The organism is Pelomonas margarita, assembly GCF_043555875.1.
Lineage (GTDB): Bacteria > Pseudomonadota > Gammaproteobacteria > Burkholderiales > Burkholderiaceae_C > Pelomonas > Pelomonas margarita.
The window spans coordinates 442,238-465,309 of the sequence record NZ_JBIGHW010000002.1; the positions used below are offsets into that span (position 1 = coordinate 442,238).

Sequence of the window (23,072 nt, forward strand, 5' to 3'; positions counted from 1 at the left end):
AGGGCTGCAGCGCCGGGGCTTGCCCGCCCTGGGCGCTCAGCGAGACCGGCGTCAGCAGCGCTGCACCCGCCCCTTGCCTGCGCGCTTGGCGCCATACATGGCCGCGTCGGCGCGGCGCAGCAGCGTCTCGGGCGACTCGGCGTCGGCATCCACCAGCGTCATGCCGATGCTGGCGCCGACCTGCAACAACTCGCCGTTGTACGGGATGGGCGCGGCCAGTGACGCCAGCAGCTTGTCGGCCACACGTTCTGCGGCGTCCAGGCTGGCCGCGCTGGGCAGCAGCAGGGCGAACTCGTCGCCACCCAGGCGGGCCACCGAGTCACTGCTGCGCACGCCGGCCACCAGGCGCTGGGCGGTGGCGCGCAGCACCGCGTCGCCGGCATCGTGGCCGTGCGCGTCGTTGATCTGCTTGAAGCCGTCGAGGTCGACGAACAGCAGCACCGAGGTCTCGCCACTGCGCCGGGCCTGCCGGCAGGCGGCCTGCAGCCGGTCCAGCAGCAGCGTGCGTCGCGGCAGCCCGGTCAGGTCGTCGCGCAGCGAGCGCTCCACCAGCGCCAGCTCGCCGCGTTTGCGCTGCGTGGCGAAGACGATGCTGCGCACCAGCGCTGCGGCGTCGAAGTGGCCCTTGACGAGGAAGTCCTGCGCGCCTGAGCCCACGGCATCCAGCCCCATGGGCGCGCTGTCGTTGCCGGTCAGCACGATGACGGGCAGGTGGTGGTGTTCACGGGTCACGGCCTGCAGGGACTCCAGGCCGGTGCTGTCGGGCAGGCCCAGGTCGAGCAGCACGGCCGCGCAGCCGGGCTCCTGTTGCAGCAGCGTCACGGCGGCAGCGGCGGTCTGCACCCAGCGCAGCGGCGGCAGCCCGGCGGCGGGCAGGTCGCCCAGCAGCGCCTGGGTGAGGCGCGCGTCGCCCGGGTTGTCTTCGACGAGCAGCAGGTAGCCGGCCGTTGGGGCGGGTTGGGCAGCTGTCATGCCGGTCAGGCGGCCCGCGAGGGCAGCAGCACGGTGTCGCGCCAGTAGCGGCGCAGGGAGCCCACCAGGGTCAGGACGCTGTCGTAGCTGTCGGGCTTCACGATGTAGGCGTTGGCGTGGGCGTCGTAGGCGGCCAGCACGTCGTTGCGGGCCGCCGAGGACGTGAGCACCACCACGGGAATGCGCCGCAGCGCGGTGTCGTTCTTGATCTCGGCCAGCACCTCGTGGCCGTTGAGGCCGGGCAGGTTCAGGTCCAGCAGCACGAGGTCGGGCAGGGCGCGGCCGGCGTGGTCACCCCGCGCATGCAGGTAGTCCAGCGCCGACTCGCCGGAGGTGGACCAGTGCAGCGCGGTGGTGCCCATGCCGTCTTCGTCCAGCGCCTCCCGGATCAGGCGCATGTCGGCGGGGTTGTCTTCGACCAGCAGGATGTCCATCTCAGGCCTCTGAGGAGGGGGGCGTGTCGGGCAGTGTGAACCAGAACGTGGCGCCTTCGCCGGGTGCGGACTGCACGCCGATGTTGCCGCCATGGCGTTCGACGATTTTCTTGCACAGCGCCAGGCCGATGCCGGTGCCTTCGTGTTCGGAACGCAGGTGCAGGCGCTGGAACAGGACGAAGATGCGGCCGAAGAACTTGGGCTCGATGCCGATGCCGTTGTCCTGCACGCTGATGCGCCAGTGCCCGGGTTCGCGTTGTGCGCCGAGGTGGATCAGCGGCGGACGGGCGCCGGTGAACTTGAGCGCGTTGCCCACCAGGTTGCCCAGCAGCTGGCGCATCTGCACCGGGTCGGCGGTGACGACGGGCAGTGCGTCATGCGTGATGTGGGCGCCGGTCTCCTGCCGCTTCAGGCGCAGCGGCTGGAGCACGTCGGCCAGCACCTGCTCCAGTGCCACCGGCACCGGGGCCCGGCCCTCGCTGCCCAGCCTGGCCAGCGACAGCAGGTCGCGGATCAGCGCCTGGGCGCGCTGGCCGCCGTCCACCATGTAGTGCAGGAACTCGCGCCCCTCGGCGGACAGCCCGTCCGCATGCCGGCGGGCCAGCAGCTGGCCGTAGCTGGTGACCATGCGCAGCGGCTCCTGCAGGTCGTGCGAGGCCACGTAGGCGAAGCGCTCCAGCTCGTCGTTCGAGCGCGCCAGGGCCAGCCGCTTGTCGGTCAGGCGCTGGTCAAGCAGGCGGCGCTCCGTGATGTCCTGCAGCGCGCCGACCAGGCGCAGGGGCCGGCCATCCTCGAACTCGACCGCGCCGACGGCCCGCACCCAGATCTGGCGCCCGTCCATGCGCAGCAGCTGGAGTTCCAGGTCCCAGGGGGCGCCGGTCGCCATGCCGGTCTGCACGGCGGCCTGGATCAGCGGCCGGGACTCGGGCGCGTAGAACTCGATGGCGTTCTCCAGCTGCGGTTGATAACCGGCGTCCACGCCGTGGATGCGGCGTGTCTCGCTGGACCAGCGGATGCGCCCGCTGGCTACGTCCAGCGACCAGCCGCCAACGCCGGCCACCTGGCCGGTGCGCTCCAGCAGGTCCTCGCTGTCGCGGCGCGCCGCCTCCTGCAGCTTGCGTTCGGTGATGTCCTGCAGGCCGGCGACCACAAGGTGGGCCTGCGGGTCGGGGCCGATGTCGGCGATGGCGCTCAGCAGCACGTCGCGCACGCGGCCGTCGCGGGTGACGAACTGCAGCTCGATGTCGTCGATGCGGCCGGTGTCGCGGATGGTGGGCAGGCCCTGGCGCATGGCCTTCTCGCGCGAGGCCGGGGTCAGAAAGTCCAGCGACGGCCGGCCGATCACCTCGTCGCGCTGGTAGCCCAGCGCGTCCAGCCAGCGGTTGCTCACCATCACCAGCCGGTTGGAGGCGTCGATGACGTGCAGCATCAGCGGCGTGTGCTCGTAGTGGCGCCGCATCATCTCGGCCGCTGCGGCGCTGTTGGCCAGCGCTCGCTGGTGGTGCCGCGTGTCGCGCACGAACAGCGTTGCCGTGGGCACATGGCCCTGCTCGTCGAACTCGGGCACCAGCGTGATGGAGACGGGCAGCTCGCTGCCATCCTTGTGCAGGCGCACCGCGTCGTAGGTGTGGGCCTGGCCCACCACCGCGCGGTTGCGCGCCTGCTGCTGCCCGGCGCGCTCCGCAGCCGGCGCCAGCACGCTGGCCGAGCGGCCGATGATCTCGGCCGCGCTGTAGCCGAACAGCCGCTCGGCCGCCGGGTTCCAGCGGCGCACGACGAGGTCGGCGTCCAGGCTGATGATGGCGTCGGCGCTGTGCTCCAGCACCATGGCGGCCCAGGCCATCTCGCGCACGGCGGCCTCCACCTGCTTGCTCGCCACCCGCGCCTCCAGTGCGCCTGCCACGGCCGTCGCCAGGCAGCCCAGCAGCGCCAGTTGCTGCTCGTCGGGCTGGCGTGGCTGGCGGTCGATGACGCACAGCGTGCCTATCGTTTCGCCGCCCTTCAGGCGCAGGGGCGCGCCGGCATAGAAGCGGATGCCGGGGTCGCCGACGACCAGAGGATTGGCCGCGAAGCGTGCATCGTTGCGCGCATCGGGCACCACCATCACCTCCGTGCCCAGCACGGCATGGGCGCAGAAGGCCAGGTCCCGGTGGGTCTCGGTCGCGCCGTCCAGCCCAACGTTGGCCTTGAACCACTGGCGCTCGGCATCCACCAGGCTGATCAGCGCGATGGGCGTGCCACAGGCGATGGACGCGGCGCGGGCCAGCGCGTCCAGCATCGGCTCGGCGGGTGTGTCCAGCACCTGCAGGGCCTGCAGCGCAGCCAGGACGCGAGCTTCATCGGGGCGGAACGGGGCTGGGGGCATGCGGCACCGGTCTTGTGGTGAAGGGGACGGCCGAGTGTGCGGCATCGCCGCACGCCTGGCCACCGGCGTCATCCCGCCGGCCCGCCCCGCCGCCGCCCGCGGCCAGCGCTCAGAAGGCGTACAGCCAGCCCACGCGCAGCTCGGGCTGCGTGCTGCGGTCCACCAGCGGGCTGCGCTTGATGGCGCTGCCCAGCAGCGTGACGCCGACGTCAGCAAACACCGTCTGCTGCGGCGCCAGCCGGTAGTCCACGCGCAGGCCCAGCTCGGCGTTCACCGTCGAGCCGGGCGTGTAGGCCGCGCGGTCGGCGCGCACCTCGCCCATGCGCACGCCGTAGTAGTAGTTGATGAACTTGCCGTCCAGCCAGGTGGCACTGAGGCGCGGCGTCAGGCCCACCTCGCCCAGCGCCAGGCGGCGTTCGGCGCCCAGGCGCAGCTTCTGGCCCTTGCTGTGGCCACTGGCGTCGGCCTGCCAGTGCGCGCTGAGCGACGCGAACTCGGTGCGCAGCCCCAGGCGGCCGCCCAGCCAGGCGCTGGCACGGCGCTTGTCCATGCCGGCCAGGAAGGGCGAGTCGCCCGCGTCGTAGCCGTCGCGCGCGTAGCTCGCCGTCAGGCCGTAGCTCAGCGGGCCGCTGCGGCCCAGCTTCAGCTCCACGCCGGGGCCGAACACGCGCACCCAGCGGTTCTCGAAGGTCAGCAGCGGCAGCACGCGCAGCTTGTCGTCGAAGTCGCGGTAGGCCTGCGTCTCGGGCATCACGGCCAGGCCGGCAGCCCAGGTGCTGCGGGGCGCGTCGCCCTCGGCGGGCGGCTGCGCGTGGCTGGCCAGGGGCAGGAGCGTCGCCACGGCAGCGGCGATCAGGGGCAGCGGGGAGCGGGGCAGCAGGGTCATGGCGGTGCTGGCAGAAAAGTGGGAGGGCTGCGGGTGCGGCAGCAGGCCGCGGGGCGCAGTCTGGCCCAAGTTCAACCCGGCCGTGTGACTGGGGAATTGCGTCACGGGCCTGACGCACAATCGCCGCGCCTCCCCTCACCGACCCGCCATGCGCCTGAAGCTTGCCCTCGTCATCGTCGCCCTGCTGCTGCTCGTGGCGGCCTGGTTCGTGTTTGCCTGGCACTGGAGCTATTCCGAGGGCGAACGCGCCGGCTGGGTGCAGAAGCTCTCGCGCAAGGGCTGGGTGTGCAAGACCTGGGAGGGCGAGCAGGCGCTGGTGTCGCTGCCCGGCTCCAGCACGGTCGAGAAGTTCCACTTCACCGTGCACGACGAGGCCACCGCCCAGGCCATCAACAAGGTCATGGGCCGGCGCGTGAACCTGCACTACGAAGAGAAGGTGGGCCTGCCGGGCTCCTGCTTCGGCGAAACGCGTTATTTCGTGACCGGGGTGACACTGGTGGACGAGATCTCCCTGTCGCCCGGCGTCGTCGTGCCGCAGCCCATGGCGCTGCCCGCCTCAGCGGCCTCGGCCGCCGACCGCTGAGCACCCGCCCCTTGCCCCGCCTGGGCCGCCGCCGGCTGCTGACGCGCCACCTGCCGGCCGCCTGCGGCGCCCTGCTGGGCCTGCAGCCGCAGGCGCCATGGGCGCAGACGCTGCGGCCCGTGGAGATGAGCACGTCGCTGGCCGAAGACCTGGACTTCGTGCGCCGTGCGTTCGCGCAGCTGACCTACTCGCGCCGCGCGGCCCATGTGATGCGCTGGCTGGCGGCTTCGCCCCATCGCGCGCAGCGCACCGAACAGGCCGACTGGGGCGTGGCCTACCAGGTGCAGCACGGCGTCGTGGCCGAGTTGCACATCGCCACCGTCAGCCCGGCACCCGACGCGCAGGTGGCCGCGCTCACCGCGCAGTTCAAGCCGGGCCGCGTGCGGCTGGGTGACCTGGAAGCCAGCTTCGGCCCCTGGTACCGCGACCCGCCGGACGGCGATCAGGCCTCGCTCGCGTCCGCCTACTTCAACGCCCGGCTGATCCACCCCAGCGCCGACTTCCTGCTGGTGGCCGGCACCGGCGCAGGGTATGGGCGCACGCTGTCTCGCGATGAGCCGGCGGACTTCCTGGCGGCGACGTGGTCGGATGACCGGGCGGTGAGGCAGGGGCGGCCTTGGTGATGCCGGGTGTCGCTGGGTGGCTTGGGGCTGGGCGGAGGCTTGCCTGCTAGGGTTGGCGCACTAACTGCGGGTTGATGGGCGTGCACCTACCCATCCAAAGTCGCGCAACGACCCACGGTGGCGCCTGGAATCTCGTTCGGCCAAGCAGGCCTGGTCTGAGAGGGTGAGAGCCTTTCATCCATGCCCGCCTTGCCCGTCAAATCACCCCCGCCCGTCGTTGCAAATGCTCGGCATAGCCCGAGCTATGCCTGCGCTTTGCGCCTCGTTCGAGGGCGTTTTGACGCGCCTTTCGAGCACGGCCGAAAAACTCTCACCCTCTGAGACCACTTGGCCACCCTTCCCTTTCAGCTCTCCGCCAACGCTGCGGCTGCATGCTCCGACTGCTGGATTGACTCCGCAGGCATCGCCATCCTCAGGCTCTCGCGGTACTGCTCCGCAGGCGCCTCGCGCACCACCTGCACCACCGGGTCGTAGTGCTCCCGGATGACGGCCTCGATCTCCTCGATGCGTGCCCGGAAGAACTCCTTGCGGCCGTTGACCTTGTTCAGCCTGCCAGCAGCGAATCGCTCGTGTAGCTTGGCTTCCAAAGCTGGCGCGTTTTCCGAGAAAACCATCGCGTGCACGTCAAACCAGAACGGCACGCTTGCATCGCCCAACTCGTCGACCCGGTCCATGGGCTCCAACCGCCGGGTCATGCCGATCTTGAAGACCCCTTCGCCGAACGCGCCGATGTTCGAGATCACGTAGACGTAGCCCGCCTTGGCGTTCTGCTCTCGGTAGTCGATGAGCTTTTCCTCGCCATCCAGCGCCGCCCTTCCTTGCTCGACCTCATCGATCTTGGCCTGCAGCGCCGCCCGGTCTTCTTCGCTTGCTGCCTTGGCCAGCCGCCCTTCCAGGTCTTTCAGCGCCGCCGCGAAGTGACGCCGCTCCTTGGCAATCTTCTCCCGCGCAGCGCGGATTTCCTGGTCCAGCTTCTGCTGCTCGCGCAGCTCTTCGCGGACGCGCTTGGCCTCTTCTTTCTCCTCCTGCTTCTTGATCTGGAACTCGTGCGACAGATGCAGTTCGCCCAGCTTCAGATGCAGGTACTGAGGCGACAACTCCACCGTCATCACCCGACCCAGCTTGTTGCATGCCTCGAACGACTGCCGGATGCGCTTCTCGCCGAGCTCGACGTTGTCGAACTTGACGTTGTCCACGCACGAATCGCACTCGTTGTTGAAGGACCGGAGCACCAGCTTGATCATGTCGTTGACCAGCTTCTTGCCCTCAGTCTTCGAGCCGTTGACCTCCCAGCCCATGTTCCCGGTCGCGGCCGTGCCTGACCTGATCATGTCCTTCTGCTTGGCGCGCGTCGCATCGAGCCGTGCCTTGTACTCCGCGCTGCTCGTGAACTGGAATTTCGGGTGGTACAGCGCGAAGCTCTCCAGCAGCAGCGTCTCCTCGACCACCAAGACTTGGTTGCGCAGCTCTTGCAGCTGGCTTTGCAGCTTCAGGCTCGACAGCTTGGCTTGCGAGATCTCGTCCTTGACCACCTGCAGTTGACTGCGCGCTTCCTCGATCTGCCGTTGAACCTCCGCCATTTCCATGGCGCCGTACTTCTTGGCAAGCTCCTGCATCTGGCCGTACCGCTCATTCAGTGCGGCCAAATCCTTCTCGACCTCTTCCGCCCTTGCTTTGTGCTTGGGGCCGTTCAAGTAGTCTTTCAGCGCCATTTCAACTCCCTGTCTTGTCGATCATGTTGGATCCGCAGGCCGTGTCCCTGCGCTCCACACCGTCGCGCCTGATCGTCCGCAGCATTGCAGCCTATACCGAGCTCCAGCGCAGCGACGCACCGGGCCGCCCGCCGCCCCGTCACATCGCCGCCACCCCCCGCTCACGCCCCGCAGCGAAACTAGCGCCATGGCTTCCCTGTTCCAACCGCTCGTTGCGCGCTTCGAGCGCCTCGTCGACCCCTACCCCGAGACCTCCGGCCATGCGGCGCCGCCGGCCAGCTTCTTTGCCTTTCTATGGCGCTGTGCCGATGGGGTGCGGCCGCACCTGCTGACGGTGATGCTGTTCACCGCCGGCATCGCAGCGGCGGAGGCCTGGCTGTTCAGCCTGATGGCCTCGCTGGTCGACTGGCTGGCCACGCAGCAGCCGGCCGAGCTGTGGCGTCGGCCGCAGCCGGTGGTGCTGACGCTGGTGGGTGTGCTGGCGCTGGGGGTTGTGCTGGCCGGCCTGCAGGCGCTGATGAAGTACCAGGGCGTGTTCGGCAACTTCCCGATGCGCATGCGCTGGATCTTCCACAGCCGCATGCTCAACCAGAGCCTGGCCTTCTTCGGCGACGAGTTCGCCGGCCGCATCGCCACCAAGGTGATGCAGACCGCGCTGGCGGTGCGCGACACCTGGCTCATCGTCGTGGACATCCTCGTCTATGTGTGCGTGTACTTCGGCACCATGGTGGCCATCGTGGCAGCGTTCGACGCCCGGCTGATGGCGCCGTTCGCAGTGTGGCTGGCGCTGTACCTCGTGGCGCTGCGCTTCTTCGTGCCGCGGCTGGGCCGGGTGGCGCAGGCGCAGGCGGATGCGCGCAGCCTGATGACCGGCCGCATCACCGATGCCTACACCAATATCGCCACCGTCAAGCTGTTCGCCCATGGGCGGCGCGAGGCGGGCTACGCCAAGTCGGCGATGCAGGACTTCATGCTCACGGCCTACGGCCAGATGCGGCTGGTGACGGGCTTCGAGATCGTCAACGCCGCGCTGTCGGCGCTGCTGGTGGGCAGCACGGCGCTGCTGTCGCTGTGGCTGTGGAGCGAGTCCGCCGTGGGCGTGGGCGCCGTGGCGGCGGCCACCGCGATGGCGATGCGGCTGAACGGCATTTCGCATTGGGTGATGTGGGAGATGGCGTCCCTCTTCGAGCACATCGGCACCGTGCAGGACGGCCTGGCCACGCTGTCCAAGCCGCAGTCGATTGCCGATGCAAGCGGTGCGACCGAGCTGACGGTGACGCAGGGTGAGGTGCGCTTCGAGCAGCTGCGCTTTGCCTACCCCAATGGCAAGGTGGTGGTGGACGGGCTGAACCTGACCATCCGCCCCGGCGAGAAGATCGGCCTGGTGGGCCGCAGCGGCGCGGGCAAGAGCACGCTGGTGAACCTGCTGCTGCGCCTGTACGACCTGCCCGAGGGCGGCGGCCGCATCAGCATCGACGGCCAGGACATCGCCTGCGTCACACAGGACAGCCTGCGTCGCCACATCGGCATGGTCACGCAGGACACCTCATTGCTGCACCGCTCGGTGGCCGACAACATCCTCTACGGCCGCCCCGGCGCCACGCCCGAGGAGCTGCAGCGCGCCGCCGTGCGTGCCCATGCCGACGAGTTCATCGCGCAGCTGTCCGACCCCAAGGGCCGCACCGGCTTCGAGGCCTTCGTGGGCGAGCGCGGCGTGAAACTGTCGGGCGGTCAGCGCCAGCGCATCGCGATTGCGCGCGTGATGCTGAAGGACGCGCCCATCCTGCTGCTGGACGAGGCCACCAGCGCGTTGGACAGCGAGGTGGAGGCCGCCATCCAGCAAAGTCTGTACACGCTGATGGAGGGTAAGACGGTGGTGGCCATCGCGCACCGGCTGTCCACCATCGCGGCGATGGATCGCCTCGTCGTCATGGACGCCGGCCGCATCGTGGAGCAGGGCACGCACGCCGAGCTGCTGGCCGCGGGCGGCATCTACGCGCGGCTCTGGGCGCACCAGAGTGGCGGCTTTTTGGGCGAGGACTGATCAGCCCGGGCCGCGCAGCGAGGCGTCCAGGAAGGCGCGGCTGCGCGACAGCCCTTCGCCCAGGTCAGACTGGGCGGCCTCGGTCGCGCTGCCGCTGCGTGGCGCGCGGGCGCCGCCGCCAGGTGCTCCACCCGGCGCGCCGCCGCCCTGGCCGGGGCCACGGCCGGCAATACGCACGAGGTGCTGGTCCTGCGCATGCCAGCCGTCGGGCGCCCGCGTGCCGGCCAGCGCCGCATGTGAGGCTGCGCCCAGCTGGGCCAGCTGCATGCCGTCGGCCGCCAGGGCCTGCAGGCGCTCGGCCGGGTTGCGCAGTAGGCCCAACGGATCGTGGTCGGCCTCGCTGGTGATCAGCAAGGCCGGCGCGCCGGTGGCCGGCGCCTGCATGGCCGGCGGGCTGATGGCGATGACGGCCCGCCAGGCGGCGTCGGCGCGGGCGTCCAGCGCCGTCTGGGCGCCGGTCTCGTAGCCGGCCAGCGCGGCACGGCGCCAGTCCAGGGTGGGCCGGGCGGCCTGCAGCGCGGGCAGCAACTGGCGCAGGGCCGCCAGCCGTTCGGCGCGCAGCACCGGGCCGTAGTGGTGTTCTCCCAGCGCGCGGAACTCGGCCGCCCGCGCCAGCGCCGAGCGCCAGGCCAGCGCATCGGCGGCCAGCGGCTGCACGGTCAGCACGGTGTAGCCGGCCTGCGCCCATGCCGCCGCCCAGCGCTGGCCGGCCTCGGCGTCCTGTCCCAGGCCGGGCAGGTAGACGACCACGGGCGTGGCGGCCGCCGCCGTGGCGCTGCGCGTGATGGCCACGCGCCGGCCCTGCACCTCGATGCTGTCCAGCGCCAGCTGCAACTCTTGCACCGCCACCTCGGCCCAGGGGCGGGGTTCCGGCGGGGCGTTGGCGCAGCCGGCCAGGGTCAGGGCGATGAGCAGCGGGCAAGCGAGACGGGGCAGCGGCATGGCAACACGGGCAGGGGCAACGCCCGCCACGTTAGCGCGCGGCTGTCCCAGGTTTGTGGCTGCCTTGTTGCTGTGCGGTCAACGTGGCGGGCGCTACTGCACGCGCAGCGTCATCGTCTTGGCTTGCCAGGGCAGCAGCGGTGCGGGGACAACGCCGCCAGGGCCGATGTAGCTGCCCAGTTCAGTGCTGCGCGCCGAGGCAACCAGTTGGACGGAACCCGTCGGGAATGACTGCAGGAGCTCAAACAAGAACACCACCCGCTCGTCGTAGCGCTGAACGCCCCACAGGCGCAGGTTGCCATGCAGCACCGGGCCAGGCTCATCGCCAATGCACCGCACCACGCCGTCTGCCTTCACACATGAGCGCCCATCAACGTGCTGGAACAGTTCGGCGAGGGTTCTGGAAATTCCCAGAAACGGCCCTTGCGGCGGCGCTGTCTTGATCGTCAGCGTGGGCTGAGCTGCGCCGGTGTCGGACCGGAAGGTGGCCTGCACGTTGTGTCGCATGCCGCGCGCCAGCCCGCCGTCCTGGGCCGTCCATGACCAGAGGTGTTCCGTCATCGAGGCAAGGGTCCGGTTCAGTTGCACGGGCTGCGGCGACTGGTAACGGACACCGAGCGGGCCCAGATTGATGAACTGGCTGGCCGGGCGTCCGGCGACGATGCCGTCCACCCGCAGACTCATTTGCATCGGGTGCTGGTTCTCCGGGTAGCCCCAGCTGGTGTTGCACTCGACAACGATGGTGGGATCTCCGGGTTGCCGCCCGTACGGCATCTGGAAGTTGCCGACGTAACGTGTGACCGGGGTCACCTGCAGCTGCCGCAAGCCCGTGGGCAGCGTGATCCAGTCGAACCGCTGGGTCGTGACGGCCTGCAGCACCAGCTCCGGGTTCTTCACAACGTGCGTGAAGTTGCCATCGCCGCAGAACAGCCGCTCCGTGACCACCCGGGGCGCCAGCCCGGCTGGCAGCCCTTCGATGCTGACGCTCAAGGGCACGGTGGCGCCCACGGTGTTCTGGGCCAGCGCGGCGGGTGACGTGAGGGCGGCCAGCCAGCCCCCGGCGGCCAGGGCCAGGGCGTGGAGGCAAGGTCGGTGCGGCAGATCAAGGCTCATGGTGGGTCCTCAGGGTGACGGTGAAGGAAGGAAGCCAGGCGCGTCGTTCAGCGGCCCGCCCGCGAGCGCCGCCGCCACGCCAGCAACCCGGCGCCGCCCAGCATCAGCGCCCAGGTGGACGGCTCCGGCACGGCGGCGGCCTGGAAGTCGCTGATCACCAGGCCCTGGCCGTTGCCGTACTGGACGAGGAAGCTGCCGCTGCCGTCGGTGGTCAGGAGCCGCGCGCCGTCGGCCACGTTGGCGAAGTTGCCGAACAGGCCGCCGTCGGCCTGGATGAGCTGGAACTGCTGGCCCGCGGTGGCAACGAAGCCGTCGATGAAGCTCAGGCGCAGCAGCGTGTCCCCGCCGAGGTCGATGCTGCCGCCAACGTTGAGCGCGTCGTAGCCGCTGCCGCGCAGCAGGCCACCCAGCTCGATGCTGAGCTGGGCGGCGCTGCTGAAGCTCAAGTCCTGCCGCACGCTGAACAGCCCGGCGCTCTCGCCCGGCGCCAGTTCGGCGCCTTGCACGCGCAGGCTGGCCACCTCGCCGTGGCCGCCGAGGCTGCCTTCGTTCACCGTGGTGAGGCCGCTGTAGCCCTGCACGCCGTTCAGCACCAGCGTGCCGGTACCGGTCTTGAGCAGGCCCTGGTCCGAGCTGAGCTCGCCGATGCTGCCCTCCACCACCACGGTGTGGCCGTTGGTGTCGATGAAGCCGGCGGTGTCGCCCGACTCGCCGTCCAGCAGCACGGTGCGCGTGGCCGCCAGCGTCAGCGAGTCCCAGGCGCGCAGGCCGCCCTGGGCGCTGCGGGTGCTCTCGCCGTCGAAGAAGCTCTTGCCCAGGATGAGCCGGTTGCCGGCCGCGCCCAGCGAGCCGTCGGCGGTAATGCCGAGCACCGCGCTGCCGAAGCCATGCGGGTCGCCCAGCAAGAGGTCGCCGGTGAAGCTGTTGGCGGCGTTTGCCAGGCGCACGTCGAACTTGTCGCCGCCGTTGCCGGGCAGGCTGCCGCCCTGGATGCGCAGCGTCAGCGGCCCCGTCAGCGTGCGCTCGATGACGACGGACTGGCCGCCCGCCACGAAGCCGGCGCCGCCCGTGCCGATCTGCAGGGTGGTGGCATTGCTGATGACCAGCGGTGCGGCGAGGCGGTTGCTGGCCTCCAGCGAGCCGTTATCCAGGCGGATGAGGTTGCCGGCTGCGCCCAGTGCGTCGACATGGCCGACGGTGAGCCGGCTGCCGTTCGTCACCTCGATGCTGCCGCTGAAGCTGTTGGCGCCGTTCAGCGTCACGGCACCCGGCGAGAACCCGGCGCGGCCGACGACGAGGCTGCCCTGGCCGGTGAGGGCGCCGTCCAGCGCGCCGAACAGCGGGCTGAGCCGGCCGCCCGTGCCGAGGTCCACCGTGCTGCCGGCGGCGCTGTTCAGCGACATCACCGTCAGCGCGTGGCCGCCCAGCGCCAGCTGCGCGCCGGCCGCCACGTCCACCAGGCTGCGCGCGCCCAGCGCCTCGTTCACCCCCAGCGCCAGCGCGCCCTGCAGCACGCTCACGAGGTTGTCGCCGCTGGCGTCGCTGTTGGCGGTGTTCAGCGTCCAGGTGCCGGCGCCGGCCTTGGTCATGCCGAGGCCGGTGATGGGCTGGTTGAACACGACGTCGAAGCCGTTGGTGTCCACCGTCATCGCGCGGAAGCTGGTGCTGCGCGTGGCGGCGATGTCCAGGTTGCCGGCCGCCACCAGCGTGCCGGGCAGCGCGAAGAAGCCGCTGGCGCGGCCGATGTTCAACACGCCGCCGGGCGCGCCGAGTTGGGCGTCGCTGGCGAGCACCAGCTCGGCGGCCTGGCCGTTGGACTGCCCGGCCAGCGCCACGCCGCCGGTGTGGGTGGCGGTGCCGGTCATCACGTAGCGCGCGGCGCCGCCGAGGTTGAGCCGGCCGTCGCCGGTGATGGCGCTGGCGATGACGTGCTCGCCGCTGCCGCTGACCGTCGCGCGGGTGCCCGCCAGTGTGAGCGGGCGGGCCAGCGTATAGCCGTCGGGTAGGGCCAGGCCGCCGCCCAGCGTGATGCCCTGGCCCGCCAGGCCGAGGTTGCCGTCGTGCAGGAAGCGCACGGTGGTGGTGTTGAGCTGACCGGCCGCGTTGACGGTGCCGTCGTTGAACACGCCCAGGCCGCCGGCGAAGCTGTTGTTGCCGGTCAGCGTGATGACGCCGCCCATGAAGCTGAAGCCGCCGTCGCCGCTGATGACGCTGCTGACGGTGTTGCTGCCGCCGCCCAGCTCCAGCAAGCCCCGGCCGCCGCTGGTGACGATGTTGCGCGCCAGGCCGAAGCCGTCGCGCAGCACCAGCCGGCCGCCGTTCAGAAACTGCAGCACCGGGCTGGCGCTGCCGAGGTAGCTCTCGCGGCCGAGGCTGAGCGTGCCGCTGCCCTGCAGCGTGATCTGGCCGCTGAAGCCCAGCGGCACCGCGGTGCGCAGGTTCAGCGTGCCGCCGCGCACGTCCAGGTCACGCTGGCCGCTGATGTCGCCGGTGATGACGAGCTCGCCGAAGCTGTTGGCCGCGAAGTCCACCCGCACCTGCCCGTCGTCCGTCAGCCGGGCCACGGTGGCGCTGCCGCCGCTGCCGGTGGCGATCAGGTCGCCCGTGCCGCTGACGGCGCCGGTGGTGAGGGTGCTGCCATTGGGGCGCAGCGTCAGCGTGCCGTTGCCGGTGATGGCCGCCGTGGCCAGCGTGCTGCGGGCGCCGGCGGTCGTCAGCGTCAGCGCCTGGCCGGCGCGGTCAATGGAGCCGTTCACCACCATGTGCACCGGCCGGGCTGCCGTGCCGGCGATCGCGGCGACGGTGGCCGTGTCGGTCAGCGTGATGGCACTGTTGACGATGCCGCCGGGCATGGGGCCGAAGATGGTCTGCACGAAGCCGGCGCTGCTGCTTAGCGTGCCGCCCAGCGCGAGTGGGGCGGTCAGCGTGGTGATGACGTTGGCGTCCACGATCTGCAGCTCGCCGCCGCGTGCCACCTGGATGCCGCTCGTGCCGGCCAGCGCTGCGCCTGCGACGCCCAGCGCCGCGCCGGCCGTCACCGTGGTCAGGCCGGCGAAGCTGTTGTTGCCGCTCAGCACCGTGCGGCCGCTCACGGCGGCCAGGCCACCGCTGCCGCTGATGTCGCCGCGCAGGAACAGCTGGCTGGCGCTGCTGGGGCCGCCGGTGAGCTGCAGCGTGCTGTCCAGCTGCAGGTCGTTGTCGACGCTGCCGTGGCCGGCGTTGGACAGCATGCGCAGGTAGGCGCCCGCGCCCTGGAAGCGCAGCGCGTTGCCGGTCAGCGCTGGGGCCGGGGCGTTGGCACCCAAGGTCAGCCCCAGCAGGCTGAGGCCGCCGGCGATGTCGTTGAAGCTGGCGGGGCGCGCGGCGCTGTCCAGCAGCAGCTCGCCGCCGGCCCCGGGCAGGCCGTCGGCCCAGTTGGCCGTGTCGCTCCAGTTGCCGCTGACGGTGCCGGTGAAGGTGTGAACGGCCGCGCCGCCGGGGGCGGGCAGCAGGCCCAGCAGGGCCAGGGCGGCGGGGAGGGTGCGCAGGGCAAGGTGGCGCATGGCTCAGGTCCTCGGGGTCGGGAGAAAGATGGGCGTGGGGCGGCGGCGGGCCTGGGCCACGCCCAGCGCTGCTAAGGCCAGCAAGGCCAGGCCTAGCGCTGCGGGCTCGGGCAGGGCGGCCGCGGTGTCGTCGGCCTGGCCGGTGAACAGCGTCCAGCGGCTGTCGCGCCCGCTGCCCTGCAGGCCCAGGCCGAACTCGTTGGCCAGGGGGTTGAGCAGCACGTCGCGGCTGGATGCCTCGTCCAGCCAGGCGCCCAGAACGGCGTCCACACCTGCGAAGCCGCCCGCCACCAGCTGGCCGAGAGCGGCGCCGTCATAGCCGGCCTGCGCCGTGCGTCGCGTGAGGTCACTGCCATCACTGCCCAGGAACCCCAGGAAGTCGTGGCTCAGCATGTCCAGGCTGTGGGCCTGGCCGGCGTCGGTCAGGGCGCCGTCCAGCGCCAGGCGCTGCAGGCCCTGGCGCAGCCGCAGGTCGTTCAGCAGGCACTGGGCGCGGTCCAGGGTGGCCAGGCCGGCCGCGCAGGCGGTCGGGTCCAGTCCGGGGAGGGCCGGCGGGGTGGGTGGGGTGTTGTTGCCACCGTTGTCGGCCGGCACCACCGGGTTGATCACCAGGGACCAGTACGACCGCGATGCGCTGTCGAAACTCAGCCCAACGCCGATCTCGGTGGCCGATGTGGCCGTCAGCGTGGTGCGGCTGGTGGCGTCGGCCAGCCAGAGATCCAGCAGCACCGTGGCGCTGCCGTCCGGGCCGCCCGTGCCCACCAGGCCCACGGGCTGGAAGGTGGCGGCGGTGTAGCCGGCGTCGCCCAGGCGATCCAGCACCGTCCTGCCATCGCTGCTTACAGGGCCGGTGATGGCGTGGGCGGCCATGTCTTGCGCGGCGGCGAGCGCTGCGTCACGCATGCGGTCGTTCACGGTCAGTGCCGAGGCGCCCAGCTGTCCGCGTGCATCGTTGATGAGCGCCAGCAAGGCCGCCTCGGCGCTGACCAGGGGCATGGCACCAGCGCTTACGCAGAGCAGGCTGGCGGTCAGCAGGGTGATGGTGTGGCGCAGCAGCCGGACGAGGAGGCGATGTGTCATGGGGATCGGAGGCGTGTGGGGTGAGTTCAGCTGCAGCTGCGCATCAGCTGCGAGGCCATCTGGCCGCTGTCGATCAGCACCAGCAGCAGCTGACCGGCACCCAGTCCAACGGCACCCACGGCGCTCGCCGCGACGGCGCGGCCGGGCGTGAGCCCGCTGACGCGCAAATAGCGCCACCACACCCAGCCCAGCCACACGGTCAGCGCGAGCAGGCACAGCGATTCCAGCGCGCTGGCGATCACCACCAGCGGGCGGGCGGCGGTGTCCAGGTACAGCGCCTGGGCTTCGGCGAGCCGGGTGGGGGTCAGTCCGTTGATCGCCGTGCCGGGCGGCAGCTGGCCCGTCTGGGCGTCGGCCTGGCAGAGCGCGGTCTTGGCGCTCTCGCCCATCTGCACGGCCACCTGGCGCAATTGCTGCCAGTTGCGCGCGGCGATGGGGTCGGCCATGCCCACGTTGGTCAGCGCCCCGGCCAGGGCCAGCAGCACCAGCGTCACGCCGCCAAAGCGCGCCACCGCGCCGAAGAAGCCGGCAAAGGCCTGCCGGTTGCCCAGCAGCTTGCTGGCGCCGTGCACCAGCGCGGCGGCGCCCAGGAACACGAACAGATGGCGCAGCACCAAGGCACTCTGGGCGAGCGCACCGTCGGCTGGCGCGGGTGCCAGCGGGGCCATGCTGGCCACAGGGAAGGTAATTGCCACGCCGGCCGCCACGGCGAACGACAGGATCAAAAAGCCCACGCCGTCCTGCACGGGCTTGGCTTCCGTCGAGGCACTGGCGGCGGTGTCCGCGCTCAGCTGCTCGGTCAGCACCTGGCTGGGGTGGGTCAGCGTACGTGTGAACTGGCCCAGCCACAGCGGCAGCTTGGTCAGCAGGTCGTCGAGAGCTTTGGACATGGCGGGCTCCCTGCGGCGCAGGCGTTGAGGTATCAGGCCGTGCGCGTGGCGGCTGTGCGGCGGCGCTGCAGTGCGCCCAGGCCGGCCAGGCCCGCAGCCATCAGCGCCCAGCTGCCCGGCTCGGGCACGGGGGCGGCGGTCATCACGCGCAAGGTCAGGCTGTTGGCGCCGTACTCGGTGGCAAACGTGTAGCCCTGGGCTTGGCTGAGGTCCAGGTTGGTGAACTGGCTGTTGTTCAGGCGCTGGCCCCAGGTCATCACGGTGAAGCTGTCGCCCACGTTGAAGTGCGCGCCGTCCAGCAGGTTGACGGCCAGCGTGCCGCCCAGCGTGGCGACGCTGCTGATGGTGAGCATGTCGAAGCTGCCGGCCATGGTGCCGCCCAGGTCCACCAGAAAGATGCCGCCAGCCTGCTGCGTCAGCCCGCCAATGAGGCTCAGCGTGCCAGCGTCGCTCAGGCCGCCGGCCGCCAGCGTGCCGGTGTTGGTGAGCCGGTCGGCCGCGCGCACCGTGCCGTCGCCGGCCAGCGTGCCGGCGTTGGTGAAGGCGCCGACCGTGCCGTGCAGCTCGGTGCCCGCGGCGAGGGTGATCAGGCCGGTGTTGCTGAATCCCGTGGACACCTGCAGCTTGCCGGCCTGCACGTTCACGGTGCCGGTGTTGTTGAAGACGGTACCGAAGCTGCCGATGGTGGTGGTGAAGGTGCCGGTCTTGATGTAGCTGCCGGTGTTGTCGAAGCGAGACGCGCTGCCGCCGATGCTGATGTTGCCGCCGGCTTGGTCCAGCCACGTGCCCTCGTTGACGAGGCGGGCGCCGCTGGCGTTGATGTTGATGCTGGCGCTGCTGGTCTGCGTGGTGGTGCCGGCCATTACCAGCGTGCCGCCGCTGAGGTGGCTGGATGAGGCGCCCACGAGGCTCACCGGACCTTCGAGCCGCGTGGTGCCCGTGCCCGCAAACGTGCTGCCGCCCCAGGTGGTGGGCCCGGTGACGACGAGGATGCCATTGCTGTCGAGCCGGCCGCTGCCGACGAAATCCAGGCGCTCGAACTGGCTGTTGCCACCCAGGTTGAGCCGGCCAGCGCTGATGACCGTGCTGCCGCCCAGCGCGAGGCCCTGTGCCGCGTTCACGACGGCGCCACTGCCCCGGATGCTGAAGGTGCCGAGATTGCTGACCGAGGGCCCCAAGGCCATGGTGCCGGCGCTGAACTGCAGCGTGGCGCCAGCGGCCACCGTGAACTGGCCGGGGCTGCTGCCGCCGCCAAAGAAGTCCAGCGTGCCAGCCTCCACCTGCACCGTGCCGGTGTTGTTGAAGGCCGTGCCCGACGTGCCCATGCTGGTGGTGAAGGCGCTCGTCTTGATGTAGCGGCCGGTGTTGTCGAAGCGCGTGCCGCCGCTGCCACCGATGCTCACGTTGCCGGCGGCCTGATCCAGCCAGCTGCCCTCGTTGACGAGGCGGGCGCCGTTGGCATTGATGTTGATGCCCCCGCTCCCCGTGTGGGTGGTCGTGCCGGCCAGCACCAACGTGCCGCCGCTGAGAGCGCTGGACGAGGCGCCCACCAGGCTCATCGCGCCTTCAAGCCGCGTGGTGCCTGTGCCCGCGAAGGTGCCGCCGCCCCAAGTGGTGGGCCCGGTGACGATGAGCGTGGCGTTGCTGTTGAGTCGACCGGCGCCGACGAAGTTGAACGTGTCGAACTGGCTGTCGCCGCCCAGGGTCAGTGTGCCGCCGGTGATGACGGTGCTGCCGCCCAGCGCCAGGCCTTGTGCCGCGTTGATGATGCCGGCACGGACCTGGAAGCTGCCGGCGTTGGTCACGCCGCGGTGCAGGTCAAAGGTGGCGCCGCTGCCGGCAAAGTCCAGCGTGGCGCCGCTGGCGATGCGGACCTGCCCGGTGCTGGCGCCGTTGCCGATCAGGCTCAGCGTGCCAGCGTCGACGTTGACGCTGCCGCTGTTGTTGAAGCTGAGGCCAAAGCTGCCGATGGTGGTGGTGGTGGCGCTGGCCTTGGTGAAGCTGCCCTGGTTGTCAAAGGCGCTGGTACCGCCGTTGCCGCTCAGGCGGCTGTTGGCGCTGGCGGTATCGACCCACGTGCCCTGGTTGACGATGCGCGCACCGCCGCTGACAGACAGGCCGGTAATCGTGTTGCCCTGCACCGTGGTCGCGCCCGCCACTTCGAGGGTCTGCCCGTTTTGCAGGACGCTGGTATTGCCCTGGATGGCGAGTACGCCTTCATAGCGCGTGGTGCCCGCGCCGCTGAGGATGGCGCCCGAGAGGGTGCTGGCCCCCGTCACCACCACGCGGCCGGTGTTGTTCAGGGTGCCGCTATGGTTCAGGCCGCCCAGGCTGGCGCTGTCGCTCAGCGAGAGGGCGGCGCCGCTGAGGATGGTCAACGTGCCGTTGCCGGTGACCGTGGCCGCCTGCATGGGCAGGACGGCGCGGATCGTCGTGTTGGCGCTGCCCAGCAGCACGGAGTCACCGGCCCCTGGCCGACCGGCATTGCCGTTGTCCCAGTTGTTGACCACGTCCCAGGTGCCGCCTGTCGTGGCGCCGGTCCAGGTGACGGTGGCTGCGGTCGTTGCCGAGGCGGCGCTGAGTGTCAGCAGCGCCAGGGCCAGGCGGGTCAAGGTGAGGCGGGTCGGCGTCATGGCGCGGCGGGCGGGTGTCCAGAGAGAACCCGATGCTGCCGGTCAGGCGTCTCAGCGGCGTCTCAGCGGCACCCCCACAGCGCGTCGGGCTGCCGGTGCGGGCCCCCGCAGTTGGGGAGGCTCTTTCAAGGGAGGGGGTGAATAGTGGCAAGGAGCCAGCGGCAACGGTGCCTATGCCGGTAAGCCGCCGGCTATGACATCCGCTGCGCGGGCGCTCAGCCCCAGCGCGGCTCGCGGCGGGCGGCGGCCTTGCCGTCGAAAAGAGACGGCCGTTCGCTGCCGCGCAGCCGCGCCAACGCGGCGCGGGCACGCCTGGCGTCGGCTGGCGTGCCGCCGTGGGCAGCCAGCCAGGTGGCGGCGCGCCAGTGCAGGTCGGCGTAGCCTTTGCTGGCGGCCTGGGCTTCAACGTCCTGCGCGAGCGGGCGCAACGTGGCCTCGGGCTCGCCCATCAGGCGGCGTGCGCGCAGCGCCAGCAGCACCGCCTCGGCGGCCCACTCCTGCAGGCCGTGGCTGCGGGCGACGGCCGCCTGGCGGTCGGCGGCGGCCAGCGCGGCGGCGCCGTCGCCGTCGGCCAACGCCAGTTCGGCGTCCACGCGGGCCTCGCGGGCCTGGACCATGGGGTGTTGCAGCCGCGCGCTCGCGGCGCGCAGCCGAGCGATCTCCTGCGGCGCTGGTCGCTGGCCTAGCGCCGTGGCGGTGAGCGTGGCCATCAACACCCAGTTGGACACCCGCAGCGGTTCCTGTGCCTCGCGCAGCAGTGGGCCGGCGATGGCCAGGGTCTCGGCGGCCTCGGCGGCGCGGCCGCACTGCAGGCGCAAGCGGGCCAGGCGCACGCGCGCCTCGGCTTCGAACAAGGCACTGGCCTGCTCCTGCGCCTGCGCCAGCGCCTTCAGCAGCACGGCCTCGGCCTCGGCATGCCGGCCGGCGCTGGTGAGCACGCTGCCCAGCACCAGGTGCGATAGGCTTTCGGTGTGGATGACGCCGGCCCAGCTCTGCAGGCTGCGCCGGGCCATGACTTCGGCCTGCGCCAGTTCGCCCAGCGCGTGCAGCATGACGGCCAGGTCGTTCTCGATGGTCAGGCCGCGGCAGTAGTCGGGGTGGCGCGCCAGCAGCGTGGCGAGCGCGTCGTGCGCGGGCCGCACATGGCCGCCGAACCAGTGGATCTGCCCCTCGAAGCTCAGCACCGACGGCAGCCGCGGCGCGGCCTGGCGCAGCTGGCCCAGCAGCGCCCAGGCGGCCGGGATGTCAGGCTCGCGCATGGCCAGCTCGATCAGCACCTCGTAGACGTGGAGGCGTTCCGCGGCCGGCAGCACCGGCAGCAGTTCGCGCAGGCGCGCCGCGTGCACGGCGGCGGCGGCCAAGTCGCCCGCGAAGACGCGGTTGTCCACCAGCGCGGCGCGCAGCCGGCCTTCCATCAGCTGGCGCTGGGCGAGGTCAGCCACGCCGTCGAGCTGGGCGCGGATGGCATTGAGCGTGACCTCGCCGCGCGCCAGGTCCTCGAACAGGTCGCAGGCCGCCAGCTCCAGCCGGGCCAGCAGCGCCTGGGTGAAGTCCTGCGCGTGGTCGGCCACCTCGCGCCAGACTGCACAGGCCTCGTCGAAGCGGCCGCGCGCCTTCAGCTGCTCGGCGCCGCGATGGCGCCAGGCCAGCGCGGTCTGCGGCTCACCGGCGGCGCGCCAGTGCTCGGCCACGCTCATGGCATCGGATTGCGGCTGGGTGGCCAGCCACAGCGCGGCATGGCGGTGCAGGGCCAGACGGCGGGGCGTGGCGAGGCGGGCGGCGGTGGCCTGGCGGATGAGGTCGTGCGCGCAGGTCAGGCCGTCGGCCTGCAGGTCCAGCATGCCGGCGGCCAGGGCCTGCTCGCGGGCCTGCTGCCAGGCGCGGTCGCCGGCCTCGCCGTCGGGCAGGCCCAGCATCAGGCGCAGCGCTGCTTCCGGCACGGGTTGCACCAGGATGGCGGCAGCCTCGACCGCCTGCGCTGCCAGCGTGGGCAGCGCCTCCAGCCGGCGTTGCACCATCTGGCGCACGCGCTCAGGCAGGGAGCTGGCGGTGGCCTGGGCGGGCGCGCCGGCGGCGACGAGTTCGTTCAGCGCGAACGGGTTGCCGGCGCTGAGGGTGTGGAGCTGGTCCAGCGCCTCAGTGCCGAAGCTGCTGTCGGGCCAGCGTGCACGGCAGACGACGTCCAGGTCCTCGCGCGACAGCGGCGCCAGCGCTAGCGTGAGCAGGCGGCCGGCATCCGTCAGCGGCTGCAGGGCCTGCGCTGTGGCAGCCGGCATCTCGTGCGTGCGCGCGGCGCCGCGCCAGCGCAGCCGGTCGCCTTGCGCAAGCATGAGCAGCCACTCGACTGTGGCCGGGTCACACCACTGCAGGTCGTCCACCAGCAGCACGGGGCTCAGCGCCTCGAAGGCGCGCGCCAGCGCCTCGGTCAGCCGGGCCTGGGCGGTCAGCGCGTCCAGCGGCGGCAACGGTTCGTCCGGGGCCAGCTCGGGCAGCAGGCGGGCGAGGTCCAGCCGGTAGGCGCCGAGTGTGCCGCGCGGGTCGTCCAGCGCGGCCTGCAGGGCGGCGATGCGCGGGCGCAGCGCGTCCAGAAGCGGCCGGTAGGGCATGCCGTGCAGGCCCTCCAGGCCGCGCAGGCAGGGGGCGTGCGGGAAGGCGGTGGCCAGCAGCGTGCTCTTGCCGGCGCCGGGTTCTCCCAGCAGCAGCACGGCCGGGGCGGCGCTGCTGCGCAGCTGCAGGTGTTCGGCGTCGCGTGCGGGCGGCGGCGGGTTGGCGATGTCCGGGAACTGCCGCCGTTGCTGCTGCAGCCAGCGGCGGTGCAGGGCCTGGGCGGTCTCGCGGCGCCAGGCGTCGAAGCCTTCGTAACCGGTGAGCCGCCAGTCGGCCAGCCAGTCCTGCGCGGCGGGCGGGCTGGCGCTGGCGGGCTCGGCAGCCAGGTCGGTGGGGAGGTCCAGCACCAGCTGGGAGCCGTCGGCCTGCAGGCGCTCGGCAAAGCCCCAGCCGCGCAGCAGGCTGCGGGCGCGGTGCAGGTTCACACGCAGGTGGTGCAGCGCGTCGCTGAGCTCGGCGTCGGGCCAGAACAGCGCGGCGAGCCGCTCGCGCGCCATGCCAGTAGTGCCTTGCAGGGCCAGCACCAGCACCAGCGCACCCGGCACAGTGGCCGGCAGGCGGTGAGGGGGCGAGCCGTCTGGGGCCCAGGCGGGAACGGTGAGCAGGCGCAGCATGGCGGTCGGCAGTGTCGCCGAGCGACCGGCCC

At 71.6% G+C, this 23,072-nt stretch carries 15 protein-coding genes; 3 read left to right on the forward strand and 12 right to left on the reverse strand.

Going from position 1 to position 23,072, the window contains the following annotated elements; translation table 11 throughout:
- Nucleotides 1-51: 51 nt before the first annotated feature.
- From ACG0Z3_RS05595 to ACG0Z3_RS05610, 4 genes are all read right to left on the reverse strand, one after another.
- Nucleotides 52-972, reverse strand: a complete 921-nt coding sequence (locus tag ACG0Z3_RS05595; RefSeq protein WP_394396086.1) for a diguanylate cyclase domain-containing protein — start codon at nucleotides 970-972, stop codon at nucleotides 52-54.
- 5 nt (nucleotides 973-977) lie between these two features.
- Complete coding sequence (locus ACG0Z3_RS05600) at nucleotides 978-1,406, reverse strand: response regulator (protein WP_394396087.1); 429 nt, start codon at nucleotides 1,404-1,406, stop codon at nucleotides 978-980.
- 1 nt (nucleotide 1,407) lies between these two features.
- A complete protein-coding gene (locus ACG0Z3_RS05605; RefSeq protein WP_394396089.1) occupies nucleotides 1,408-3,771 on the reverse strand; it encodes a PAS domain S-box protein in 2,364 nt (787 codons plus the stop codon).
- 109 nt (nucleotides 3,772-3,880) lie between these two features.
- A complete protein-coding gene (locus ACG0Z3_RS05610) occupies nucleotides 3,881-4,657 on the reverse strand; it encodes a MipA/OmpV family protein (RefSeq protein WP_394396090.1) in 777 nt (258 codons plus the stop codon).
- A 148-nt stretch (nucleotides 4,658-4,805) separates the two neighbouring features.
- Here ACG0Z3_RS05610 and ACG0Z3_RS05615 point away from each other — a divergent pair, with 148 nt between their 5' ends.
- Together ACG0Z3_RS05615 and ACG0Z3_RS05620 are read left to right on the forward strand one after the other, a co-directional pair.
- On the forward strand, nucleotides 4,806-5,240 hold the full coding sequence (locus tag ACG0Z3_RS05615; protein WP_394396091.1) for a hypothetical protein: 435 nt from the start codon (nucleotides 4,806-4,808) through the stop codon (nucleotides 5,238-5,240).
- Nucleotides 5,241-5,251: 11 nt separating this feature from the next.
- Nucleotides 5,252-5,863 (forward strand): hypothetical protein, encoded by a 612-nt coding sequence (locus tag ACG0Z3_RS05620; protein WP_394396092.1) that lies wholly within the window; start codon nucleotides 5,252-5,254, stop codon nucleotides 5,861-5,863.
- A 344-nt stretch (nucleotides 5,864-6,207) separates the two neighbouring features.
- Here the strand turns inward: ACG0Z3_RS05620 and ACG0Z3_RS05625 are convergent, their stop codons facing one another.
- Nucleotides 6,208-7,575 (reverse strand): SNIPE associated domain-containing protein, encoded by a 1,368-nt coding sequence (locus ACG0Z3_RS05625; protein ID WP_394396094.1) that lies wholly within the window; start codon nucleotides 7,573-7,575, stop codon nucleotides 6,208-6,210.
- Between the two features lie 187 nt (nucleotides 7,576-7,762).
- On the opposite strand from ACG0Z3_RS05625, the gene ACG0Z3_RS05630 reads away from it, so the two are divergent.
- Nucleotides 7,763-9,619: an ABC transporter ATP-binding protein gene (locus ACG0Z3_RS05630; protein WP_394396096.1), complete on the forward strand. Its 1,857-nt coding sequence runs from the start codon at nucleotides 7,763-7,765 to the stop codon at nucleotides 9,617-9,619.
- Here ACG0Z3_RS05630 and ACG0Z3_RS05635 read toward each other — a convergent pair whose 3' ends face one another.
- The 7 genes from ACG0Z3_RS05635 to ACG0Z3_RS05665 form a co-directional block, all read right to left on the reverse strand.
- Nucleotides 9,620-10,561 (reverse strand): hypothetical protein, encoded by a 942-nt coding sequence (locus ACG0Z3_RS05635; protein ID WP_394396099.1) that lies wholly within the window; start codon nucleotides 10,559-10,561, stop codon nucleotides 9,620-9,622.
- 93 nt (nucleotides 10,562-10,654) lie between these two features.
- Nucleotides 10,655-11,674 (reverse strand): hypothetical protein, encoded by a 1,020-nt coding sequence (locus ACG0Z3_RS05640; protein ID WP_394396102.1) that lies wholly within the window; start codon nucleotides 11,672-11,674, stop codon nucleotides 10,655-10,657.
- A gap of 47 nt (nucleotides 11,675-11,721) precedes the next feature.
- On the reverse strand, nucleotides 11,722-15,216 hold the full coding sequence (locus tag ACG0Z3_RS05645) for an autotransporter-associated beta strand repeat-containing protein (RefSeq protein ID WP_394396103.1): 3,495 nt from the start codon (nucleotides 15,214-15,216) through the stop codon (nucleotides 11,722-11,724).
- Between the two features lie 3 nt (nucleotides 15,217-15,219).
- Nucleotides 15,220-16,296: a CAP domain-containing protein gene (locus ACG0Z3_RS05650; protein WP_394396106.1), complete on the reverse strand. Its 1,077-nt coding sequence runs from the start codon at nucleotides 16,294-16,296 to the stop codon at nucleotides 15,220-15,222.
- Between the two features lie 26 nt (nucleotides 16,297-16,322).
- Complete coding sequence (locus ACG0Z3_RS05655; RefSeq protein ID WP_394396109.1) at nucleotides 16,323-17,186, reverse strand: hypothetical protein; 864 nt, start codon at nucleotides 17,184-17,186, stop codon at nucleotides 16,323-16,325.
- Between the two features lie 32 nt (nucleotides 17,187-17,218).
- Complete coding sequence (locus ACG0Z3_RS05660; RefSeq protein ID WP_394396110.1) at nucleotides 17,219-19,819, reverse strand: beta strand repeat-containing protein; 2,601 nt, start codon at nucleotides 19,817-19,819, stop codon at nucleotides 17,219-17,221.
- Between the two features lie 215 nt (nucleotides 19,820-20,034).
- Nucleotides 20,035-23,040 (reverse strand): ATP-binding protein, encoded by a 3,006-nt coding sequence (locus ACG0Z3_RS05665; protein ID WP_394396111.1) that lies wholly within the window; start codon nucleotides 23,038-23,040, stop codon nucleotides 20,035-20,037.
- Between the last annotated feature and the right edge of the window lie 32 nt (nucleotides 23,041-23,072).

Bases quoted from the DNA above. Each gene is read 5' to 3' on its own strand.
- ACG0Z3_RS05640 (WP_394396102.1), bottom strand. From the start codon at position 11,674: ATGAGCCTTGATCTGCCGCACCGACCTTGCCTCCACGCCCTGGCCCTG.
- ACG0Z3_RS05615 (WP_394396091.1), top strand. From the start codon at position 4,806: ATGCGCCTGAAGCTTGCCCTCGTCATCGTCGCCCTGCTGCTGCTCGTG.
- ACG0Z3_RS05655 (WP_394396109.1), bottom strand. From the start codon at position 17,186: ATGTCCAAAGCTCTCGACGACCTGCTGACCAAGCTGCCGCTGTGGCTG.
- ACG0Z3_RS05645 (WP_394396103.1), bottom strand. From the start codon at position 15,216: ATGCGCCACCTTGCCCTGCGCACCCTCCCCGCCGCCCTGGCCCTGCTG.
- ACG0Z3_RS05625 (WP_394396094.1), bottom strand. From the start codon at position 7,575: ATGGCGCTGAAAGACTACTTGAACGGCCCCAAGCACAAAGCAAGGGCG.
- ACG0Z3_RS05605 (WP_394396089.1), bottom strand. From the start codon at position 3,771: ATGCCCCCAGCCCCGTTCCGCCCCGATGAAGCTCGCGTCCTGGCTGCG.
- ACG0Z3_RS05600 (WP_394396087.1), bottom strand. From the start codon at position 1,406: ATGGACATCCTGCTGGTCGAAGACAACCCCGCCGACATGCGCCTGATC.
- ACG0Z3_RS05635 (WP_394396099.1), bottom strand. From the start codon at position 10,561: ATGCCGCTGCCCCGTCTCGCTTGCCCGCTGCTCATCGCCCTGACCCTG.
- ACG0Z3_RS05595 (WP_394396086.1), bottom strand. From the start codon at position 972: ATGACAGCTGCCCAACCCGCCCCAACGGCCGGCTACCTGCTGCTCGTC.
- ACG0Z3_RS05665 (WP_394396111.1), bottom strand. From the start codon at position 23,040: ATGCTGCGCCTGCTCACCGTTCCCGCCTGGGCCCCAGACGGCTCGCCC.
- ACG0Z3_RS05660 (WP_394396110.1), bottom strand. From the start codon at position 19,819: ATGACGCCGACCCGCCTCACCTTGACCCGCCTGGCCCTGGCGCTGCTG.
- ACG0Z3_RS05650 (WP_394396106.1), bottom strand. From the start codon at position 16,296: ATGACACATCGCCTCCTCGTCCGGCTGCTGCGCCACACCATCACCCTG.
- ACG0Z3_RS05610 (WP_394396090.1), bottom strand. From the start codon at position 4,657: ATGACCCTGCTGCCCCGCTCCCCGCTGCCCCTGATCGCCGCTGCCGTG.
- ACG0Z3_RS05630 (WP_394396096.1), top strand. From the start codon at position 7,763: ATGGCTTCCCTGTTCCAACCGCTCGTTGCGCGCTTCGAGCGCCTCGTC.